This is a genomic window from Alkalimonas delamerensis (assembly GCF_030717955.1).
Taxonomy (GTDB): Bacteria; Pseudomonadota; Gammaproteobacteria; order Enterobacterales; family Alteromonadaceae; genus Alkalimonas; species Alkalimonas delamerensis.
Window position 1 is genome coordinate 266,086 of sequence record NZ_JAUZVY010000005.1, and the last position, 15,285, is coordinate 281,370.

The 15,285-nt window shown below is 53.0% G+C and carries 12 protein-coding genes; 5 read left to right on the forward strand and 7 right to left on the reverse strand.

Features of this window, described 5'->3' with window-relative positions; genetic code table 11:
* Nucleotides 1–204: 204 nt before the first annotated feature.
* From Q3O59_RS12950 to rnt, 3 genes are all read right to left on the reverse strand, one after another.
* Nucleotides 205–873 (reverse strand): choice-of-anchor E domain-containing protein, encoded by a 669-nt coding sequence (locus Q3O59_RS12950; protein ID WP_305945974.1) that lies wholly within the window; start codon nt 871–873, stop codon nt 205–207.
* A gap of 433 nt (nt 874–1,306) precedes the next feature.
* Complete coding sequence (locus Q3O59_RS12955) at nt 1,307–2,878, reverse strand: AbgT family transporter (protein ID WP_305945975.1); 1,572 nt, start codon at nt 2,876–2,878, stop codon at nt 1,307–1,309.
* Between the two features lie 145 nt (nt 2,879–3,023).
* Nucleotides 3,024–3,683, reverse strand: a complete 660-nt coding sequence (gene rnt / locus Q3O59_RS12960) for a ribonuclease T (RefSeq protein ID WP_305945976.1) — start codon at nt 3,681–3,683, stop codon at nt 3,024–3,026.
* 114 nt (nt 3,684–3,797) lie between these two features.
* Here rnt and Q3O59_RS12965 point away from each other — a divergent pair, with 114 nt between their 5' ends.
* Nucleotides 3,798–4,673: a flagellar protein MotY gene (locus Q3O59_RS12965; protein ID WP_305945977.1), complete on the forward strand. Its 876-nt coding sequence runs from the start codon at nt 3,798–3,800 to the stop codon at nt 4,671–4,673.
* On the opposite strand, the gene Q3O59_RS12970 is transcribed toward Q3O59_RS12965, so the two are convergent.
* From Q3O59_RS12970 to mnmC, 4 genes are all read right to left on the reverse strand, one after another.
* Nucleotides 4,670–5,026, reverse strand: a complete 357-nt coding sequence (locus tag Q3O59_RS12970) for a hypothetical protein (protein WP_305945978.1) — start codon at nt 5,024–5,026, stop codon at nt 4,670–4,672. The genes Q3O59_RS12965 and Q3O59_RS12970 overlap by 4 nt on opposite strands.
* Before the next feature lie 100 nt (nt 5,027–5,126).
* Nucleotides 5,127–5,528 (reverse strand): response regulator, encoded by a 402-nt coding sequence (locus tag Q3O59_RS12975; RefSeq protein WP_305945979.1) that lies wholly within the window; start codon nt 5,526–5,528, stop codon nt 5,127–5,129.
* The gene (locus Q3O59_RS12980) at nt 5,521–6,150 is read right to left on the reverse strand and encodes a response regulator (RefSeq protein ID WP_305945980.1); all 630 of its coding nucleotides are present in this window, start codon (nt 6,148–6,150) and stop codon (nt 5,521–5,523) included. The genes Q3O59_RS12975 and Q3O59_RS12980 overlap by 8 nt, the downstream gene beginning before the upstream one ends.
* 54 nt (nt 6,151–6,204) lie before the next feature.
* Nucleotides 6,205–8,088 carry a bifunctional tRNA (5-methylaminomethyl-2-thiouridine)(34)-methyltransferase MnmC2/FAD-dependent 5-carboxymethylaminomethyl-2-thiouridine(34) oxidoreductase MnmC1 gene (gene mnmC, locus Q3O59_RS12985; RefSeq protein WP_305945981.1) on the reverse strand — a complete coding sequence of 628 codons (1,884 nt, stop codon included), beginning with the start codon at nt 8,086–8,088 and terminating at the stop codon, nt 6,205–6,207.
* Nucleotides 8,089–8,287: 199 nt separating this feature from the next.
* Here mnmC and fabB point away from each other — a divergent pair, with 199 nt between their 5' ends.
* The 4 genes from fabB to Q3O59_RS13005 all read left to right on the forward strand — a co-directional run bounded on the left by fabB (nt 8,288) and on the right by Q3O59_RS13005 (nt 15,218).
* Entirely contained in the window at nt 8,288–9,502 is a 1,215-nt protein-coding gene (gene fabB / locus Q3O59_RS12990) for a beta-ketoacyl-ACP synthase I (RefSeq protein WP_228589688.1), read from the forward strand.
* Nucleotides 9,503–9,612: 110 nt separating this feature from the next.
* On the forward strand, nt 9,613–10,728 hold the full coding sequence (locus tag Q3O59_RS12995; protein ID WP_305945982.1) for a 4-phosphoerythronate dehydrogenase: 1,116 nt from the start codon (nt 9,613–9,615) through the stop codon (nt 10,726–10,728).
* A 17-nt stretch (nt 10,729–10,745) separates the two neighbouring features.
* Entirely contained in the window at nt 10,746–11,765 is a 1,020-nt protein-coding gene (locus tag Q3O59_RS13000; RefSeq protein ID WP_305945983.1) for an aspartate-semialdehyde dehydrogenase, read from the forward strand.
* 558 nt (nt 11,766–12,323) lie between these two features.
* Complete coding sequence (locus Q3O59_RS13005; RefSeq protein WP_305945984.1) at nt 12,324–15,218, forward strand: FimV/HubP family polar landmark protein; 2,895 nt, start codon at nt 12,324–12,326, stop codon at nt 15,216–15,218.
* Nucleotides 15,219–15,285 lie beyond the last annotated feature (67 nt).

The window sequence follows — 15,285 nt, forward strand, 5'->3', positions numbered from 1 at the left end:
TAAGTGCTTATCTATTTTTTTTGGGCGGGGTTAGGCGAAGTTGTAAAAAAAGCAGACGGCTGATGGAGTGTATTCTCGGCAATGCAGAGTTGAACCAGTGCTCTTTCCAGTTAATTATGACGGATTCCATCGGAATTAACTGGAAAGAGCACTAGGGTATAGAAAAACCCGCCGAAGCGGGTTTAAGCCGTGGGGTGTCAGCTGTTAGCTGAAGCGGCGCATGGCTGCAAAGCTAAACAGACCGGCACCGAACAACCACAGGCTCCAAGGCTCTGAGACTTCTGCTGTGGGTGTGGAGTACGTATATACGATTTCGGCACCACAAGCCCCGGTAGTTGTCTGGTTGGTGTCGATGTTGCCGCCACCGCCAGCGAAGCTTGAAATAGAAAGGGTGCTGCAATTCACGCTAAAGTGATCACCGCCAGTAAAAAGAGCCAGATCAGCAGCTGACGTTAGAATCAGGCTAAAAACGCCATTGTCTACAGTGGTACCAAGATCCAGAGATTCGCCATGGCCCAGGCTGGTAGAGCCATTGGTGGTTGCCAAGGTGGTGGTAAAAGCTGGATCCGGTAGATCTATGACGTTATCCAGGCCTGCCAGGTTGAAGGTGAACTCTAGCTCGGATGTGTAACGGAACGTCTGCCCGTTGGCTGCACGGTTTTCAAGAATGGTAGAGCTGATGGACTCACCCAGCAGATTCAGAGTAACAGAAGTTAAGCTACCCAGTGATGCATCAAACTGAGCGAAAGAAAGGGATTGCTCAATGTCTGTAGTTTCGTGATCATTCCAGGCCTCGTGAGAAATGATGGATGCCTGAGCTGAGCCAGCCGCGATAAGACCTGCTGCCAACAATGCAGCTTGTAACTTCTTCATAAATTATACGTCCATATCAAATTACAAAATCACTTGCCATGGGTCAGCAAGTCCAGGGTTTGCCTGATAGAGTTGTTCTAACCTTAGCCCGTGAAGCTGTAAGGCAGTTACAACGAGCGTGCGGTAATCTCAGACAAACAGCTATCACCATTAGCAAAAATCATGCCGCGAACAATTATTTATTTTTCCATTTTAAATCAATTAGTTAGGTTTTGATAAGAGGTTTCCCTTTTCTCGCGTGTTAAAAAATATGACACATAAATCATTGGTTGTTTAATTTGTGGGCGCTAAATGGTTAATTGTTGTTCGTTCGGGGTTTCTTAAAGGATATCAGTTCGTTTTTTAGGCAATAGCACTGCATGCTGTTTTACACGGAATGAGGTTAAAAAAAGCCCCATCAAAAAATGATGGGGCTTTGTGGTGCAAGGTGGGCTTAATTGGCTGGAAAGCTATGGCTGGCGCCAATACCCAGTGGGATATTCAGCCCCCAGAACATCAGCAGGAAGGCTGTCCAGCAGATCAGGAAGGCGACGGTAAAGGGCAGCATCAGGGAGATCAGAGTGCCAATACCACTGGACTTCACATACTTCTGGCAGAATACCACGATCAGTGGAAAGTAAGGCAGCAATGGCGTAATGATGTTGGTGCTGGAATCACCTACCCGGTAGGCCGCCTGGGTTAAATCCGGTGACACTCCCAGTTCCATCAGCATCGGCACCATAATGGCACCAATCAAAGCCCACTTGGCAGAGGCTGAGCCGACCATCAGGTTGACAAAACCGGTCAGCAACACAATGCCAATCAGGGTAAAGCCCATTGGGAATGCCATTTCTTTTAACCAGTTGGCTCCTTTAATCGCCATTAAGGCGCCCAGGTTGGACTGGCCAAAGGCATAAATGAATTGAGCACAGAAGAATGCCATTACAATGTAGTAGCCCATGCCGCTCATGGCCTTGCTCATGCCCTCGACGATATCACGGTGGCTGCGCACAGTCCCGGCGACATAGCCATAGACCACGCCCGGTATCAGGAAAAAGATAAAAATCAGCGACACAATGGATTGCATGAGCGGTGCGGCAGCGACCGCCAGCTCGCCTGAGCTGGCGCGCCAGGCGGATCCTTCGGGCAGGGTAGAGACAACCAGCAGGACGAAAGCCGCTACCATCGAAAAGGCAGCCCAGGCCAAGCCTTTTTTCTCGCGCTTGGTTAATTCATCCATCACCGGCAAGTCGGCGGCATCGGCATCCACTTCGGTGTTTTTCAAACGCGGTTCAATTACTTTATCGGTCAGGTACCAGCCGACAAGCACCACAAGGAATGTTGAGGCGGTGGTAAAGTAATAATTATTCAGTGGATTAATGACCAGATCGGCAGCGGCTGGATGAGCCGATAAATTGACGGCCTCCTGGGTAAATGCGGCCAGCATTGGGTCGAGGCTGGATGGAATAAAGAAGGTTGCTGAAAAGCCACCGGACACCCCGGCAAAAGCGGCGGCAATACCCGCCAGAGGGTGGCGACCCGCGGCGTAAAAAATGACCGCACCCAACGGAATAACCAGCACATAACCGGCATCCACTGCTACATGGCTTAGGACACCAACGGCAATTAACACCGGTGTCAGCAACATTTTGGGGGTGACACTCAAAATGGAGCGCAAACCAGCGTTGATAAAACCGGTGTGCTCCGAGACTCCTAAACCCAGCATGGCCACCAGCACAATGCCCAGGGGGGCAAAGGTCACAAAGGTATTGACCATGCGTGAGGTAAACTCGGTTAAGGAGCTGCCTGCCAGCAAGTTGGCGATTTGAATGGACTCACCGGTTCTGGGATCGACTTCGTTGAAGCTAACACCGGACAGCAACCAGGAGGCTACCCAGACAAAGACCATTAACAGGGCAAATAAAATGGCCGGATCGGGCAGTTTGTTCCCAACGACTTCAATCGCATTGAGCGCGCGATTGAGCAAGCTCTGCTTTTCAGCAGGAGCGGCTTGTGGTGTGGACATAGTGTTTCCTTATAATTTTTATGGGGTAAGCGTGCGCCGTGTTCCCCTGCAAGGTGTGTTCAGAGCAGTCTGTTCCACCTTAGTCGGACAAAACTGCTTTATCATACACAAAAAAAATCTGGACGAAACCGCTGTTTCGCTTTGCTCAGGCTGAAGTTGTTTCGTTTTCAGTGATCGGAGCAGTCAGGGGCCAGCCTCCTAATTGCTGCCAGCGATTGACGATGTAGCAAAAAAGCTCGGCAGTGCGCTCGGTATCGTACAGGGCGCTGTGTGCTTCTTTGTCGTTGAACTCAATGCCCGCTGCTTTGCAGGCTTTGGATAACACCGTTTGCCCCAGCGCCAGGGCAGAGAGGCTGGTGGTATCAAAAGAAACAAACGGATGGAAGGGATTGCGTTTTAAGTTGATCCGTTGGCAAGCTGCATTGAAGAAGCCTTGATCAAAAGCGGCGTTGTGCGCCACGATAACCGAGCGTTGGCAGCCGGCTGCTTTTTGTGCTTTGCGCACGGCTTTGCAAATCTCGGTGATGGCTTCACGTTCCGGCACGGCGCCGCGCAATGGCTGATATGGATCAATGCCATTAAAGGCCAGGGCACTGGCTTCGATGTTGGCACCCACAAAAGGATCGACATGAAAATGCAAGGTTTGAAGGGGCTTTAGCTGTCCTTGCTCATCCATGGTGACCAAGGTGGCGGCAATCTCCAGCAGGGCATCGGTGCTGGCATTAAAACCGGCTGTTTCAATATCAATGACCACCGGGTAGTAACCCCGAAAGCGTTGTGCCAGCAAAGAAGTTGGTTGTGTCATGAAGTTGCCTGCTATGATGAAAGACCTAGTATGCCAAAAAACGACGGGCAGATCTCGTCCCGGCATGGTGTTTGCTAGCAATTTAGTCAGATTGGTTTCCAGAGGTTTTGCCTTATGCGGTCTTGGCCCTTCATGCTGTTTTTACTGCTGTGCAGCTCACTGTTGTCTGCCGGGCAAAGTTATATCCGGCAATATTCTGCCGCTCTGGAGCAGTCGGAGTGGCATTTAAAGCACAACAACCCTCTGCGCTGTGAAATCAGCCATCCTATCCCAGGCTTTGGTGAAGCGGTATTCTTAAGTGAAGCAGGCAAGGCCAGCGATTTGTGGTTTGAGTTAAAAATGCTGCAACAGCCGGATGCTTACGATTTGGCCGAAGTGCTGTCGTTACCACCGCGCTGGCGTCCGGGCGAGCAGCCGCGGGCTATTACCAATATGCGCCTGTTGAAACAGTTTGATGGCGACTTGCCCAAAGAGTCGGCTTGGGCCATGTTGCATGAGCTGGAGCGGGGCTATCAGCCGACTTTTTATTTTTCGGACTGGTACCGGCCCGATAACAAGGTGGTGGCCAGTTTGAATCCGGTGCAGTTTCCACCTGTATATCAGGCGTTTAATCAGTGCATCGCCAATTTACTGCCGTATCAGTTTGATGACATTGCTTTTACGGTGCTGAGCTATGAAGTGGGCGGCGATCAGTTAACCCGGGAATCCAGACGGCGCTTAGCGGCCATCGCCGAATACCTGAAGCACGACGATGCCATCGAAGTGGTGCAGATCCAGGGGCATACCGACACCTGGGGCGGGCGTTGGATGAATGAAGAGCTTTCGGTGCGACGTGCTGAGAAAGTAAAACGCTTTTTTGTACAGGCAGGTTTGCCGGAAGAGCGCATTGAAGTTGAAGGCTTTGGCCAGCGCCGAAATGTGGCGCCGAACCAACGGGTGCAGGACAGAGCAACCAACCGTCGGGTGGTGGTGCAGATGAATCGGCCTTAGTCGTGGCGTGCTTGCACCATTAAGTCGACCTGACGCCAGTCACTCTGTTCTGAGATAATAATCCGAAGCACTTGTTCGCCGTGTTGGCCGCTGCTGTGGTAATGCAGTTCAAGTTGACCATAGCGGTTACGTTCGGTCAGCGGTTGTCCCAACTGTTCCAGATAGAGTTGCTTTATTTGCTGTTGGCTTTCACGACTAAAGTAACTGAGCACGGCCGGCAGTTTGTCATCCAAACGAGCGAACTCTCTGGCATCGGCTGGCTTTGGCCACTGGTTGAAATCGACCGCAGCAAAAGCGATGGATGCCGGTAAAATCAGCAGACTCAGGCTAAGCAGTAACTTGAAAGTGCGCATGCATTTTTCCTATGTTTATCAAGCGGGTACAGTGGCCACTAGTCGGGCAAATCATTTTAAGCTTATCACCAGTCTTGATTAGCTGCCAGTTTCTTCTGCATCAGCTTTCCTTGTATCGTTCGTACAACCGCAAAGCGGCTAAAATCTTGTCGCCGGTAAAAGGTTTGACGATAAAGCTGGCGGCACCATCGGCGATGCTCTGCTTGACGTTATCCAGGGTGCTGACGCCACTGACCATCACCACAAAGCAATCCGGCTTCAGGGCCTTAAACTTCTTTAGCAACTCCAGGCCGGAAGCATCTGGCAGCTCTATATCCAAAAAAACGATGCCAGGCAATTGCAGGCTGAATAAGTCCATGGCTGCCGAGGCCTTGCTGGCGTTGAAAAAGGTAAAGCTTTTGTATTTCACCTTACCGCTTTGGCATATCGCCATGATGTTATTGCGTAGCAGCTGCCGGGTATAGTCGACATCATCCACCAGTAGAATTTTGCGCTCAGCCATCGTTTACCTCCGACAACAAGGCAAAGAGTTGTCTGAGAAGTGCTTCTATCGCTGTGGCGGAGGCACGATGCTGGAGTTCTGCTTGCAGTTGATCGGCCTGCTCGCTGATGGCAGGGTAGCCAAAACTGCCGGCTGAGCCTTTTAACTTATGACTGAGTCGTTGCAGCTCCTGCCAGTTTTGCTGCTCAAAGCTGGCCTGCATCTGCTGATGCAGGTCGGTCAGACTGTTTATAAACTGCTGCCGCAGCTCCGGCGCAACCACCAGCTCGGTTGGTGCTTTGGGTTGATGTTGTTGCAACAAAGCTCGTAAATCTGTCTCTTGCAGCGGTTTTGTCAGCACAGCAGTAAAGCCTGTGGTGTCTACCTTGTCGGCAGACATGGCGTAGATGGGGCGCTCGTAACCGAGCTGACGCAGCATCGTCATGGCCTGAATGCCATCGCAGACTGGCATTTGAATGTCCATCAGCAGCACATCGTAGTCATAGCTTAGTGCCAGGCGAACCGCGTCCTCGCCATTGGCGACGGCAACCACCTCAGCGCCGAGCGACTCACATTGCAGCTGCAGCAGCTGGCATAAAAAAACGTCATCCTCGGCCAGGATCAGGCGCACAGTATTCGTCATTGGCAATTCTCCTGAGCGATGCTGCAGTTAAAAAAGTGCAGCTGTTGTATTACCTTAGCTCTGATAACGGCTGGCATGCAAGGCCTGCTGCCAGTTTTTGGGCAAAGGGCTGGGCTCTTTCAGCAAATCTGCGGCCATGGCCTCGGCCAACAGTGGTGCAAACAGCAGTCCTCGCGCGCCAAGCCCAGTGAGTACCTGCAGCTTTTGGTCGGCCTTGTGCCATTGGCCTGACAGTGGGAAATGGTCTGGTACTGTGGCCCGGACGCCAGCTCTGGACTCCACTACCGATAGCCCTTGGAGCCAACCAGGTTGCTCTAGACTCTGCTGGGCCAGCTCCAGATTGGCGGCATCATCAGCCGCTAGCCATTCATCGGTGCTGCGGCTTCGGTCAAACGTCGCCCCAAGGGCCTGCAACCCTTGCCAGGCTGGTGTGATGTAGCCTTTATGACACAGCACGGTTTTAAGAGCACTCAGTGATGCAGACTCAACATAACTGACCTGGCCGCGGATCCCCCGCAGTGGTAAGGGCGCCTCCGGCAGCAAGGCATTGCTTTGCGCGCCTGCAGCGATAATCAGTTGGTCGACCTGCTGTGTCGGATGCTTGCTGCTGTGCAGTAGCCAACCAGTTGCGTTTTTTTCCAGCCGCTCGACCGGCCAGTGGTAATGAATACGACAGCCTGGTTGCTCCGTCAACCAGGCTGCTGCCGTCTGGCAAAACTGCTGTGGGCTAAGCCAGCCAGCATTGGGGTACCAAATAGCATCAAACGGCAGCGATAGCCCGGCACAGCGACTGGCGCTGTCGGCATCAAGCGGTTGCACCAAGGCCGCAGGCCAGTGCTGCGCCAATTTCTGCAGCCGGTTTTGCAGCTGCGAAGTGCAGGCCTGGTGCAGCACGCCACACCAATCCAACGGAAAGTCCAAGCAAGACTGCCAGCGGGTAAAAAAGGCGCGTGAGAAGCCAAAACAGCTGGCCTGAATCAGGCTGGGCAGCGTCATTTCTGCATGCAGATTTGGATAAAGGGCGCCCTGGCGATTTTTGGACGCCCCTAATCCCAATTGCGCATCGGCACAAAAGAGCTGCACCCGGGCTCCTTTTTGTAGCAAAGCCAGAGTTAAACAAATGGCGGCGATGCCACCACCGACAATGCTGAATTCAGCGGCAGCGGCCGTATCTTTAGCTTGGGTCGGTTGTGCTTGAGTCTCTGAAGCTTGACCAGCAAAGCGGGCGGTCAACATGTCACGCTTGCGACCAAATCCTTTCACTTTTTGCACCTCAAAGCCCGCGGCAAGCAAACCCCGTTTGACGATGCCGGCTGCGGTGAAGGTGGCCACCGTGGTGCCTGTGGTGCTGTGGCGCGTTAATTCGACGAACAAGGCTTCTTGCCACATATCCGGGTTTTTGCTGGGAGCAAAGCCGTCCAGAAACCAGGCATCGACGGCAACTCGGGCGTCGCGCTGCGGCAGGTTTTCGAGCACATCGCCCAGCCAGAGATCCAGCACCACAGTCCCTTCATCAAACACCAGCCGATGACAACCAGGTGTTGGTGCCGGGTACTGTGCAAGCAGTGCCTGCGCCAGAACGGTCAATTCAGGCAATGCCGCAAGGGCATGGCTTAAATCTGCCAAGTTTAGCGGGAATTTTTCAAAACTGGTGAAGTACAGCCGCTGGCAGGAAGCCTTCGGTGTCTGCTGGCGGAATTGGCGAAAGCGCAGCCAGGTCAGCAGGAAGTTGCTGCCGGTACCAAAACCGGTTTCGGCAATGTGAAAAAATGCGGCTGGGTGCTGCTGCCAGCGATCCGGTAGGCCGTTGTGCTGTAAAAACACGTAGTCGGTTTCTGCCAAACCGCCGTCGTTGGAAAAATAAACGTCATCGAATTGCTCGGCAACCGGTGTGCCTTGCTCATTAAAATGAACTCTAGCGTGTTGTACAGCCTTCATTTTACCTCTGATAGCCTACCTCTGACTGCGTATCTCAAGCAAAATGGGCTTGTAGTTTTGCTGGCAAGGCGACAAAATAGCGGTCAGTGTACAGGTGTTCGCTGAAAGCGGACCACTTGACCGGCAAAAATTCGTAGAATAGCCAGCAATTATAGTGCAATCAGGGTCGGTACTGCGAGTACCGAAACAGGAGTAAACCATGAAAAGAGCCGTTATCACCGGCATGGGCATTGTGTCCAGCATTGGCAACAATCAGCAGGAAGTATTGGCATCGCTTAAAGCTGGTCGTTCAGGCATTACCTTCTCGCAAGAGTTTGCCGACCTGGGATTACGTTCTCAGGTCTGGGGCAACCTGAAAATTGATCCTGCCAGTTTGATTGATCGCAAAGCCATGCGTTTTATGGCCGATGCGTCCGCCTATGCTTATCTTGCGATGCAAGAAGCCATGGCCGATGCTGGTTTCACTGCTGAGCAAATTTCCGATCCGCGTATTGGGCTGGTGGCAGGCTCCGGTGGCGCTTCCTCGAAAACCCAGGTGGAAGCGGCGGATATCCTGCGGGAAAAAGGCGTCAAGCGGGTAGGGCCTTATGCGGTGCCGAAAACCATGGCCAGTACTTGTTCGGCCTGTTTGGCGACGCCTTTTAAAATTAAAGGGGTGAATTATTCCATCAGCTCGGCCTGTGCTACCAGTGCGCATTGCATCGGCCATGCGGTCGAATTGATCCAGTTGGGCAAACAGGATGTGGTCTTTGCCGGTGGCGGTGAAGAGCTGCACTGGACCCTAGCGATGGAGTTTGATGCCATGGGCGCTCTGTCGACCAAGTACAATGAAACCCCGGACAAAGCATCCCGTACCTACGATGCCAATCGCGATGGTTTTGTCATCAGCGGTGGTGGTGGTATGGTGGTGGTGGAAGAGCTGGAGCACGCGCTGGCCCGTGGTGCTAACATCATTGCCGAAGTCGTCGGTTACGGCGCCACCTCGGATGGCTTTGATATGGTAGCCCCAAGCGGAGAGGGCGCAGTGCGCTGCATGCAAATGGCGATGCAGCAGCTGGATGGTCCGGTCGACTACCTCAATACCCATGGTACCAGCACGCCGGTAGGCGATGTCAAAGAGTTGGCGGCGATTCAGGAAGTGTTCGCCGGCCAGTCTCCGGCCATCAGTGCCACCAAGGCCATGACCGGCCATGCGCTGGGCGCCGCTGGCGTGCATGAAGCGATTTACTCCCTGCTGATGTTAAAGCATCAGTTTGTGGCACCGTCCATCAATATCGAGCAACTGGATGAAGCGGCCGCGGGCCTGAATATCATCACTGAAACGACAGAGCGGGAGCTGAACACCGTAATGTCGAACAGCTTCGGCTTTGGTGGCACCAATGCTACTCTGGTGATGAAACGCTACCAGGGTTAGAATAACCGTCGGTGACCCTATATGGGTATAAAACCACCGCTAGTCGGTGGTTTTTTGTTTTTCATTGTTTCATTTTGTCTATTGTTTCATTGTGTCAGGAGCGCCTTTCCGTGATCATTTATGCCGACGACTACATGCCCTATGCCCGGCAATTCTTTGCCGACTTTGGGGAGGTTCGGCTGTTTTCTGGCCGTAAACTGCAGCCTGAGCAGCTTGCCGATGCCGATGTCCTGCTGGTTCGATCTATCACCCGGGTGGATCCAGCGTTACTGGCAAAGGCCAGATCACTGCGCTTCATAGGGACAGCCACCATTGGCACCGATCATGTCGATAAGGACTATGTGCAGCGGGCTGGTATCGCCTTCCACAATGCGCCCGGATGCAATGCCAGGGCTGTGGTGGAGTATGTGCTGAGCAGTTTGTTTCATTTGACAGAGCGTTATCAGTGGCAGCTTCAGGACAAAACGATTGGTATCGTTGGGGTGGGCAATATTGGCCAGCCATTGGCCGAGCTGTTGCAGCTGATGGGTTGTCAGGTGTTGTTGTGCGATCCGCTGCGTGCCAGGCAGGAGCCGGATTTTGCCCATCAGCCACTGGAGGTCTTGTTGCAGCAAGCCGATGTACTTAGTTTCCATGTGCCCCTTTGCCAAAGCGGTGATAATGCCACCCGGCACTTAGTCAATGCCGAACGATTGCAACAAATCAAGCCGGACTGCGCGTTAATCAATGCCTGCCGCGGTGCGGTGTTTGACAACCAGGCTTTATTGGCCGAGGCGGAGGCTGGGCACCGCCGCCCGCTGGTGCTGGATGTCTGGGAGCAGGAACCGACCATTTTATTGCCGCTGTTGCCCTACCTGGATATCGCTACGGCTCACATTGCTGGCCATAGCATCGAAGGCAAGGCCAGGGGCACCGAAATGCTGTATCAGCAGCTTTGTCAGCAGCTGCAACGACCAGCGGTGTACCAGTTAAGCGACTTTTGCCCGCAACCAGCCATTCAATCGTTGCAAATAACCGAAAATTTTGGGCTTCCAGATGTCCAAAACCTGTTCAGATTGGTATATGATGTGCGACGCGATGACGCTTTGTTTCGTCATCACATTCAAAAGCAAGGGTTTGACTGGCTCAGAAAGCATTACCCGGCCCGGCGCGAGTGCAGCTCCTTGCAGTTGCGAGGTACCGCCGTGCCCGACTGGCTGTATCAAACTGGTTTTAGCCGCCCCTAACGAAGAGGAAAAATGCCATGGCTCAGCAGTACAATGTTGCCGTCCTGGGTGCAACCGGCCTGGTTGGTCAGCACTTAATCGAATTACTGGAACAGCGTGACTTTCCGGTCAATCAGTTATTCCCTTTGGCCAGCAGCCGATCTGCTGGCAACACGGTTAATTTTCGCGGCAAAAAAGTAAAGGTGTTGGATGTCGAAAGCTTTGACTGGACCCAGGCTCAAATTGGTTTGTTTTCCGCCGGTGGCAGTGTGTCAGCTTTGTATGCACCCAAAGCCGCCGATGCGGGCTGTGTGGTGATCGACAATACCTCGCATTACCGTTATGAGGCCGACATTCCATTGGTGGTGCCGGAAGTCAATGCCGCGGCTTTAGCCGATTTTCGCAACCGCAACATCATTGCCAACCCGAATTGCTCCACCATTCAGATGCTGGTGGCCTTAAAGCCGATCTACGATGCGGTAGGCATCAGCCGGATCAATGTCGCCACCTATCAGTCGGTCAGTGGCGCCGGCCAACAAGCCGTGGAAGCGCTGGCGCATGAAACTGCGCAATTGATGAATGGCCGTCCGATTGAAGAAAAAGGTCAGTTTAGTCGTCAAATTGCGTTTAATGTGATCCCGCAAATCGATGTCTTTTTAGACAACGACTACACCAAAGAAGAAATGAAGATGCACTGGGAAACCCAGAAAATTTTTGGTGACGACAGCATTGCGGTCAATGCCACAGCAGTACGGGTACCGGCTTTTTACGGCCATGCTGAAGCGGTACACATTGAGACCCGACAACCGCTGGATGCTGAGCAGGCCAAAGCCCTGTTGGCCAATGCCCCTGGCGTGGTGTTGCTGGAGCAGAATGAAGACTTCCCAACTCAGGTCAGCCATGCTGCCGGGCATGATGAGGTCTTTGTTGGACGGGTCCGAAAAGATTTATCGCATGAGCTCGGGTTAAATCTTTGGGTAGTGGCCGATAACATTCGTAAGGGGGCTGCCACCAACAGCATCCAAATTGCGGAGCATTTGATTCGGGATTATCTGTAATCACAAAGTTTAGCGCCTGGCCCTGCGAGCTTCGGTGTTTTATCCATATACTTAGGTATAAAAGCCGGCCCTGGGTCGGCTTTGTTTTTTGTCTGGGATGAGCGCCCTCGACTGGCAGTGATTTAAGTTCTGCTTTATAGTGCCGTTATACCCAAGTGACCTCAAGATGCAGGCTTCAGCGGGAGATAAAAGCGCTTTAGGCAAGGCAGTTGTTGGAAGCTTTGGTGGTTCCAAATCGACAACAGCTAACGCGGCATAAAGCGCTTTTAGCCCCGCCCTGCGGGAGCCTCTGGGCGCTTCCACTGCGGTGTTACCCTGGCTAGCAAGGTGGTCGACATTGCGTCGCCAGTGTGCCTTGCATTGAAAACGCCCAAAGGCTCTGAAACTCGCATCTTGAGGTCACTTGGGTATAAAGACAAGATGGAATGTTGTTTGCATAGAATTGATGTAAATTCTGTCTGAACGATTCAGTAAGCGATGGCCATCAGACCATTGCGGTCGGGGAACTGCTGTTCCCTGGCGGTTTCCGGTGAGTACCGGTTGGATTAGGAAGCATACATGCAGCTCTGGCGACTATTTTTTCTAATTTGTCTTGTCAATTTTCCGGCGTTGGCGGCAGCGGCGGATAGCAGTACCAGCATTCGGGGGCCCAGAGCACTGGATCAACAAAGCCGGGTGCAACAGTTAGGCCCCATCACCCCAACCGATACCCTGTGGCGTCTGGCTCAACAGGTGCGACCCGAAGGGGCCGACATGTATCAGGTGATGTATGCCATTTACCTGAAAAACCCGCACGCTTTTCTGGATAATAATTTCAATCATCTTCGTACCGGCGCCATGCTGGATGTACCCTCATTGCGGGAAATTCGCGCGGTCGATCCAGCGGAAGCCCGGCAAAAATCCAGTGCCGATGACCAAAGCTGGGCTCGCCGCACTCCGCCAACTCAAACTCCAGAAGCACAGCCGGCGACCGCGGCTGCCAGCCAGGCGCTGCAAGAGCAATTGGCTCAACTGGAGCAAGAACAGCAACAACAACTGCAGCAACTACGGCATCGTTTTGGTGAGTCGATGTTACTGGTCGAAGGCATCATGGTGGAGAACCAGGGGCTGAAAGAGACACTGGATGCCGTGCAGCAGCAGCTCGATGCGCTGAAAGCTCAGATGGAAGAAGACAATGCCTTGCAGCGTGAGCTGGAGCAGATGGTGCGCATGCAAGCCGAGTGGATGGCGCTGCAACAGGCCGAGCAGATAGAAGCTGCGCAGCAAAGTGGCTTTGCCCAGCGTCTGCTTACCAGTCCGGTGTTCTGGGCCCTGGCCGCTTCTGTGCCTGCTTTAGGTATTTTGCTTGGCTTTTTACTCTGGATTAAACGACGCAGTAAAAAAGCGCAGGAAACCATTCAAGCAGCCACCTCAGAGCCTTTAGCGACAGCGGGCTATCAGTCACCACTGCCCGAGGTGGATGACAACATGGATGTTGATGATTCCTTATTTAGTCTGGATGACTCCTTGCTGGATGATGCCTTCAATGACGACGTGGATGACACTCCGGTCGATTTAAGCGATGACTTGCTTGATGACGATATATTGTTGGATGACAGCAGTGTTGGCAGTGACAGTGATGCGCTTGATGAGGATGATTTGCTCGATGATGCTCTGCTGGATGACGATTCGTTGCTGGCGGATGATGCCTTAACCGACAACGATGCCTTGCCAGATGATGATTTGCTGGCCGATGTTGATCAGGATGACAATACGGAAACGGCAGCCGAGTTTGATCCGGATAATATTTTGTCGGGCACCGATTTGGATTCTTTGTTTAATGAAGCCGATGACGACACTGAGCAAAGCGCAGCCGTTGCCAACGATTTTGACGATGAACTGCTCGAAGAAATTGAACTGGATATCCCAGAAGACGATATTCCTGAGCAAGCGGAGCTTAGCGATACAGAGGACCCCGAAGATTTTGCGGATGCACTGTTGGATCAAGTCGCTGAGGACAGCAATCTGGCTGCTGAGAGCAATGAAACCGAGCTGGACCCGGATGAAGCTGCTCAATTTGACAGCTCTGAGTTGGATGCCTTTGCCGAAAGTTTGGTGGAGGAAACCTTGCAGGAACCGGCTGAAACGGCCCTTGCTGACATGGATGAGCTGACCGAAGTGGATGCAGTAGAGCCAGAATCTGAAACTGAGCTGGAGGCAGAGCTTGAAGCAGAGCCTGAAGCTGAGCTGGAAGCAGAGCCCGAACCAGAGTTGGAAGCAGAACCTGAAGCTGAGCTGGAGGCAGAGCTGGAGGCAGAGCCTGAAGCAGAGCTGGAAGGAGAGCCTGAAGCTGAGCTTGCAGTAGAGCCTGAAGCTGAGCTCGAAGCAGAACCTGAGGCCGGACTTGAAGCAGAACCAGAGCCAGATCCCGAACTGATGGAAGCGATGCTCACCGAGCCGCTGGACGAGGATTTGGTGTTGAGCGAGCAGGAAGCGCCGCTTTCCGAAGAGCAGGCGTTGGAGCGTGAGGCAGCCACCGAAGCCGAGTACCTGGAAGACTTCGCCGAGTTGGAGGATGACTTCCCGGCCGATGCCATGGCTGATGAGAGTGAGGCTCCCAATCTGTCAGAGCAGGATGACGAGTCAGTTAGTCCACCCAGTGCTGCAAGCCGCTCAGTTGAAAATCCGAGTGAGGTTCTTGATAGCTATCCGGAGCTGGAGCTTGATGATGCCATCGACGGTGATGTTCTAAGCCAGGATAGTGACGACGACATGGAGCAGAGCGATGAGGATGCATCGGAGCCTGAGGTCCAGTTGGCCGATGAAGTTGCTAATGAGCTAGCGGAGTCTGCGGATTTGCCATCCGATAAGCGTTCGGATAACGATGAGCAGGCAGAACAGGATCCTCTGGCGGGCGAGGACGGAGCATTGCAACCAGAGCAAGCGGTTGAGTCTGCTAAGGCTGCAGAAGATGTCTTTGACGACAGCTTACTGGATGAGCAGGACGAGGCAGAACTGCTGGCCGATGAGCCGGAAGAGCAATTGGTCGGCAATGAGAATGAAGCCGATTTTGATGATTTGCTGTCTGAACTCGAGCAAATGGCGGAGCGCGTGGCCAATCAAAGCGAGTCAGAGGCTTCGGCAGCGACCGCTGTCAGTGAGGAGCAAGCAGCCGACCTATCGGATGATGACTTTCAGGATATCGACCAATTGTTGGAGAAAGCCAGCGCTCGCGCCGACAGCGACAGTGAGCTGGATTTAGGTTTTGAGCTGGATGATGACTACCAACAGGTGTTAGAGCAGAGTGGCCTGGATGAAGAACACGACACCTATGGTGCTCAACTGGACTTGATCCGGGCTTATCTGGAAATCGACGACCACGACAGTGCCGACCAACTGATTAAAGAAGTGCTGAACTCCGACGCGCCGGATGCGATTAAAGACTCGGTCAGACAGTTGCAATCTGGAAGCTAGCCTGGACTTCGAAGCCGCGCCTCTGGGCAGCAACGCCACAGCTTGGTATACTTAGCTGACTTCGTCC